Raw genomic sequence first — 6074 nt, 5'->3', positions numbered from 1 at the left:
GGGTAACGCTTCAGGAGCGAAAAGCTGGGGTCGGCCCTGCCGGCCAGGGGCGGTCCGACGCTCGGTAAGTTCCCCTGGTAGGCAATAGGCACTGCGGATTTAAAAGTCGTTTATAGAAAACAGATACCTTTAAAACTGTGGGACAGCAGTGGCTGATACCAGCGGCTTTTTTATACCCGATGGTGGGCAGTGTCCACCCTACGATATACACAAAATACCAAGGTAGGGTGCGCACTGCGCACCAGACAACCTATTTATTTCTGCGCCTGCAACCATCCCAACAGTTGAGCACGCTCATCATCGGTCATGGCAGTGATATTACCCAGCGGCATATAGCTGGTTTGTAAGGCACTGATCATGCGATCTTTGTACTGCAGCAGCTGTGCTTCAGATTCGAGGATGATCCCTGCCGGGGGCGTTTTAAACATATCGCTGCTCGGAGCCGCGGCATGGCACTCGGCGCAACGCAGGTGGGTGATATGCAGCGCCTGATCAGCGTTGATCACATTACCAGTTGTTGCCACCGGCTTGGGCGCCATCCAGCTTGCCAGTGCGATGGTCAGGATAAAGGCAGCAATTAAATAACCCGGCTTAGTTCCCGCCCCCTGAGTTTTCAGGTTGAGGAAATGACGCACCAGCCCGGTAATCACGGCAATCACCGCCAGTAGCAGCCAGGCATGATCGTGGCCGTAGGTCATCGGGTAATGATTGCTGATCATGATAAAGACCAGCGGCAGCGTCAGGTAGTTGTTGTGGGTCGAGCGCAGCTTGGCCAGCATGGCGTAACGGGCATCCGGGGTTTCACCGGCAGTTACTGCGCGTACCAGTTCACGCTGCGACGGCATAATGCCGAAGAACACATTGCCCGCCATGATCGAGCCGATTAAAGCGCCGACATGGATATAGGCCGCACGATCAGCGAATAACTGGTCTGCCAGCCAGGCCATAAAGACCAGAAACACAAACAGCACAGCAGCAAAACCTTTATTGCTGTTGCGCAGCGGGCTCTTAACCAGCAACTCGTACACGGCAAAACCTGCAGCAAGAAACAGCAGACTGCTACCAATCGCGCCCGCCTGTGAAAATGCCACTTTTGCCGGATCAATCAGAAATTGCTGCGCACCCCAATAGTACATAACCGCCAGCAGTGAAAAGCCGGTCAACCAGGTGGTGTAGGCCTCCCATTTAAACCAGTGCAGGTTAGCAGGCATGACCTGTGGTCCGAGCTTGTACTTCACCACTTCATAGAAGCCACCACCGTGAATGGCAGACAGCTGGCCTTTAATGCCACGGGCTTCATTTTCTTCGCTGGGTTTCTCCAGACTCAGATCAAGCCAGACAAAATAAAAGGATGCGCCAATCCAGGCGATGCCAGCCAGCACATGAAACCAGCGCAAAAACAGATTCAGCCAGTCAAAGATGTAACCTTCCATTAATGGCTCTCCTCTTTACTCCAGACCTTGTTTGCCGCTACCCAGGTTTCCGCAACCGCACGGTCGTCACCCAGAATCATCAGGCTGAACAGCGTCTCATCCAGTGACTTACAGATCGACTGACGGCGTGCCATAAGATCAGTACCTGCCAGGTCAAACACCACAAAGTCAGCTTCTTTGCCGGCTTCGAAGTTACCGATTTTATCGTCCAGCGACAGCGCTTTGGCATTACCCAGTGTCATCATATAGAAGGCACGCAGTGGCGATAATTTACTGCCCTGCAGCTGACAGATTTTGTAGGCTTCGTTCATGGTCTGCAGCATGGAAAAACTGGTACCACCACCAACATCCGTTGCCACACTGACCTCAACCGGATACGGCTGATTATCCAGCTTAAACAAACCACTGCCGAGGAACAGGTTAGAAGTCGGGCAGAACGAAATCTTACTGCCGGTTTCATTCATGCGCTGATAGTCTTCATCGTCCAGATGAACACAGTGGGCAAAAACACTGCGCTCACCCAGCAGACCATAATGATCGTATACATCCAGATAACTTTTACGCTGTGGGAACAGCTCGCGCACAAAAGCAATTTCATCCAGATTTTCCGCCAGATGCGTTTGCATATACACACCCGGGTTATCAGCCAGTAACTGTCCTGCCGCCACCAGTTGTTCTTCCGTTGAGGTAATGGCAAAGCGCGGCGTAATGGCGTAGAGCTGGCGGCCATTACCGTGCCAGCGATCAATCAGTTCCTGCGTATCGGCCACCGAACTTTCAACGCTGTCGCACAGCGCTTGCGGGGCATGACGGTTCATCATCACCTTGCCGCAGATCATACGGGTATTGAGCTTTTCACTGACATTGAAGAAAGCGTCCACCGAGCCTTTATGCACAGTGCCGAACACCAGTGCGGTGGTGGTGCCGTTTTTCAGCAATTCATTAAGGAAGAACTCTGCCGCGTCAGTGGCCACCGCCGGATCGGCAAAATTGACCTCAGTCGGAAAGGTGTAGTTATTCAGCCAATCGAGTAATTGCTCGCCGTAGGAAGCAATTACATCCACCTGTGGATAATGGATATGGGTGTCAATCAGGCCCGGCATAATCAGCGCATTATCATACTGAGTAACGCTGATATCCGGGTACTGGTCGAGCAACGCTGCAGCCTCGCCACAAGCCACCACAGTGCCGGAGTCTGCATCCGTTACCAGCAGACCATCGTTAAAGTATTCCGGTTTATCCTGTGCAATAAAGTGCAGCAGGCGCCCACGGACAGCCTGGTATTTCATAAGGGTTCTCACAAATCGATGACAATTTCCCAGTCGTCGGGAAAAAAGAATTCTTCAAGGTTATTACCGGGACCGATACGATCGACAATCCAGAAATCAGACACCTGATTCAACGCCAGCAGCGGGTGATGCCAGCAATTGGCTTTATAATTCACGCCCTCATCGCCGCTGGCGAGAAACAGCTTCAGGCTGTTCGGATCAGGTTGCTCTTCGCCATTCACCTGATGGCTGAGACACACCAGCACCAGATACGGCTCGGCAGAAGAAGGCAGAAAAGCCTGACTGCCCAATGGATGACGCTCCATCATATTGATGGTCATCGGCAGCGTACGGGGTTGCGCACGGAAAATACTTAGTATTCCCTGCCCCATCTGCTCGCTATTGCCCAGCGTCACCTGCCCCAGGTTGTGATAACGCTCGGTGGTGCCGTTATTAATCATAATCGGCTTGCCGCGCACGCTGACCAGTTCACCGAAGGGAGCAAAACTTTCTGCACTCAGCACTTCTGGCTTTAACGTCAGCTGCATATCAGGAACCCCGGTAAGTGGAGTAGCCGTTTGCCGCCAGCAGTAGCGGCACATGGTAATGCTCCTGCGGGGCGTTAATTTCGAACAGAATATCCACCTGTGGATAAAGCGTGCTTAACCCCTGTGCGGCGTAATAGGCACCGGTGGCAAACTCCAGTTTGTATAAACCCGCCTCGCGCTGACGGTCGCCCAGCCAGTCGATAATACGGCCATCGTCATTGGTTCTGGCACTGGCCATTGGCTGCCAGTCCGGCGCGCTAACATCAGCACTCGCGGATTTAAATAAACGCACTTCAACATCCACTGCAGGTCGGCCGGAGTGGGTATCAAGAATATGGGTTGTGATGACACTTCTCATTGTTCTGTTCCTTACGCAGCCAAACCTAATATTTTCTTAATGCGCAGATCGGTAATCATCATCTGATTATCGGCGGCATTCTGCAGCTCCTGCGCACGGCTGTTAGGCAATCGTGCATTGAGCAGGTCCAGCATTTCTGCCGCACTTTTGCCGGTGGCAAAGACGATGAAAATAAAACCAAATTTTTCTTCGTAAGCCGTATTGCCGGCGGCCAGCCCCAGTAACACATCTTCGCTGGCGGCATTAGCCCCGCTCTGTTCGTTGGCGGCAATCGCTTTGGTATTGGCATACTTAGCGCGCAGCGAATCGACATCACCGATTTTCGGATGCGCGGTAAAGGCTTCCAGCAGATTCGCCTCATCCATGGTTTGCCAGATATCGTGGGCGGTTTGCAGCAACGAATCGACCGATGCGTAAGGGCGAGCATTTACCATGCCCTCCACCCAGCGGCTGGCAGCGCAGCAGCTGGTAAAGGTTGCCGCAGCCTGCTCTGCAGGCAGCTCGTTCAGTTCTGTCAGAGTCATGGCCATTTACCGCCCCTTATTCTGCCGCCAGAAAACCGAATACGCGCAGACGGCTGATACCACCATCCGGATACATATTCAGTTTAATGTGGGTAAATGTCTGTTCGCCGCTGATCACTTCGTCTTTATAGAAATGCTCGGCATCCGCCGTCAGCTTCTGGCGCTCAATAATCGGTTGCCAGTCGGCGTTTTCACCCGGGTGCTGACCTTCCGGCATGGAAATACCCAGCAGCGAAAAACCATCCGGGTAGTTACCTTTAAAGTGTGCAGTATCCACCACCACTTTTTTAACCGTACCTGTGCCTGCCAGTTTGACGATAATCCAGTCACACTCACGGCCACCACGACGGCGTTTGGTCTCCCAGCCATCACCCATGTTAATACCGCGGTCCGGCATAATCAGGTTGGTCATGGAGCTGAAAAACATATCGCTGCATTCAACCGGACGCGCACCGTTTTTCACAAATGCCAGATCTACAGGTTCACCTGGCAGGAACCAGTCCGTGTCCATCACGGCTTCACCGTATACACGCAGACGGGCAATACCGCCATCCGGAAAGCTGTTCAGGCGCAGATGCGTCCACACACCGTCCGATTCACAATCAATAAAATTATTGCTGGTTGGCTGCACATCCTGCTGGCTGACAATGGTTGTCCACTGGGTATTTTCATCCGGCGCCGTGCGGCTGTTGCAGGCTTCAATGGATACCTGCTTCGGTGCGTTACCGGCAAAGTGCATGGTGTTTACGTTAAAGCCTTTAATGCGGCCCTGACATCCCAGTTTAAGGATGGCCCAGTCGTAACCGACCACGCGCTTACGGCGGCTTTCCCAACCGTCCATCCACTTACCACGGTCTGTGTACTTATCGTGAATAAATACCGGCTCGGCTGGTTTAATCAGGTTTTCCATTTCCGCGAAAAAGTCATCGCTGCAGGATAATACCTGGCCGCCCAGTTTGCGGCTCGCCAGATCGACCCATTCGGTATACGGATGCTGTTGATTGCTGTGCATATTTTTACTCGTGTGCTGCATCAGACGCCGGCGCTGGTTCAGTGGAGTCAGCCGACGCCTGAAGGGTTTCTTTGATTTGTCGCCAATTAAGGCCCTTTCGGTTTGCTGCACTGGCGTCCGCAGCCGACGTTGCCGGGCCGTCCTGAACTGACGGATAAGACAGCAGCTGAGCTGCAATGGAGACGGCAACCTCCATGGGTAATTTTCCTGCCACCTGCGGCAGGCCAACCGGCATAGTGAGACGCGCTAATTCGTCCTCGCCATAGCCTTCGTGCTGCAGACGCATGCGGAAGCGTTCATTTTTGGTGGCTGAACCAATACAACCAACAAAAGCGAAATCATCGCGGCGCAGCGCCTGCTGCAGTAATTCGTAATCCAGCTGATGGTTGTGAGTCACAATCAACAGCTCGCTGCCCGCAGGCAGCTGTTCAATAATACTGACCGGATTTTCCAGCAACTGACAGCGAATATTGGCGGCCAGTTCATCTTCTGCCGGAAACTGTTCGGCACGATTATCCACCCAGATAACCTGGCGCGGTAAGCCGCCGAGAATCTGCATCAGCGCTTTGGCCACATGACCGGCACCGAACACCACCAGCGGACAACTGACTTTAATAAAGGCTTCCAGCAAGACGGTTACGCTGCCGCCACAACACTGCCCGGCTTTGGCGGCCAACGGCATATTTTCGAAGCGATGCAACATGCCGGCCTGAGCACGGTTGTGCAGCAGTAATTCACGCGCTTTATTCACCAGCTGAAACTCCAGCTGGCCACCACCGACGGTATCGAACTGATCGTCGGCAGTGATCACCATTTTCGCACCCGGGTCACGCGGCACTGAGCCAGCACTGCCCATCACGGTGGCAATCACATACGACTCACCTTTCTGTTCGCACAACTGAATGGCATCAAACCAGCGCGAGAATTTCAT

7 protein-coding genes are annotated in these 6074 nt (G+C 53.2%); all 7 read right to left on the bottom strand.

Annotated features, from left to right (window positions below; translation table 11 throughout):
* Positions 1-254: 254 nt before the first annotated feature.
* Genes I9W95_RS14715 through xdhC form a run of 7 tightly spaced genes read right to left on the bottom strand, consistent with a single transcriptional unit; the run spans position 255 to position 6074 of the window.
* Entirely contained in the window at positions 255-1433 is a 1179-nt protein-coding gene (locus tag I9W95_RS14715; protein WP_225676217.1) for a urate hydroxylase PuuD, read from the bottom strand.
* On the bottom strand, positions 1433-2722 hold the full coding sequence (guaD, locus tag I9W95_RS14710; RefSeq protein ID WP_225676216.1) for a guanine deaminase: 1290 nt from the start codon (positions 2720-2722) through the stop codon (positions 1433-1435). Before guaD ends, I9W95_RS14715 begins: the two co-directional genes overlap by 1 nt.
* Positions 2723-2730: 8 nt before the next feature.
* Complete coding sequence (locus I9W95_RS14705; protein ID WP_225676215.1) at positions 2731-3249, bottom strand: ureidoglycolate lyase; 519 nt, start codon at positions 3247-3249, stop codon at positions 2731-2733.
* A 1-nt stretch (position 3250) separates the two neighbouring features.
* Positions 3251-3607: a hydroxyisourate hydrolase gene (uraH, locus tag I9W95_RS14700; RefSeq protein WP_225676213.1), complete on the bottom strand. Its 357-nt coding sequence runs from the start codon at positions 3605-3607 to the stop codon at positions 3251-3253.
* A gap of 11 nt (positions 3608-3618) precedes the next feature.
* Positions 3619-4137, bottom strand: coding sequence for a 2-oxo-4-hydroxy-4-carboxy-5-ureidoimidazoline decarboxylase (gene uraD, locus I9W95_RS14695; protein WP_225676211.1), 519 nt, complete (start codon positions 4135-4137; stop codon positions 3619-3621).
* 10 nt (positions 4138-4147) lie between these two features.
* Positions 4148-5143 carry an allantoicase gene (gene alc, locus I9W95_RS14690; RefSeq protein ID WP_225676209.1) on the bottom strand — a complete coding sequence of 332 codons (996 nt, stop codon included), beginning with the start codon at positions 5141-5143 and terminating at the stop codon, positions 4148-4150.
* 4 nt (positions 5144-5147) lie between these two features.
* Entirely contained in the window at positions 5148-6074 is a 927-nt protein-coding gene (gene xdhC / locus I9W95_RS14685) for a xanthine dehydrogenase accessory protein XdhC (protein ID WP_225676207.1), read from the bottom strand.

The sequence above is a fragment of the Thalassolituus marinus genome (assembly GCF_020320395.1).
GTDB lineage: Bacteria > Pseudomonadota > Gammaproteobacteria > Pseudomonadales > Oceanobacteraceae > Venatoribacter > Venatoribacter marinus.
The sequence above is the reverse complement of the archived record's forward strand: the minus strand, read 5'-3'. Positions and strand labels throughout refer to the sequence as shown.

What these genes read in the sequence shown, in the direction of transcription:
- xdhC (WP_225676207.1), bottom strand. Translation starts at nt 6,074, where the DNA reads ATGAAATTCTCGCGCTGGTTTGATGCCATTCAGTTGTGCGAACAGAAA.
- uraD (WP_225676211.1), bottom strand. Translation starts at nt 4,137, where the DNA reads ATGGCCATGACTCTGACAGAACTGAACGAGCTGCCTGCAGAGCAGGCT.
- I9W95_RS14715 (WP_225676217.1), bottom strand. Translation starts at nt 1,433, where the DNA reads ATGGAAGGTTACATCTTTGACTGGCTGAATCTGTTTTTGCGCTGGTTT.
- I9W95_RS14705 (WP_225676215.1), bottom strand. Translation starts at nt 3,249, where the DNA reads ATGCAGCTGACGTTAAAGCCAGAAGTGCTGAGTGCAGAAAGTTTTGCT.
- guaD (WP_225676216.1), bottom strand. Translation starts at nt 2,722, where the DNA reads ATGAAATACCAGGCTGTCCGTGGGCGCCTGCTGCACTTTATTGCACAG.
- alc (WP_225676209.1), bottom strand. Translation starts at nt 5,143, where the DNA reads ATGCACAGCAATCAACAGCATCCGTATACCGAATGGGTCGATCTGGCG.
- uraH (WP_225676213.1), bottom strand. Translation starts at nt 3,607, where the DNA reads ATGAGAAGTGTCATCACAACCCATATTCTTGATACCCACTCCGGCCGA.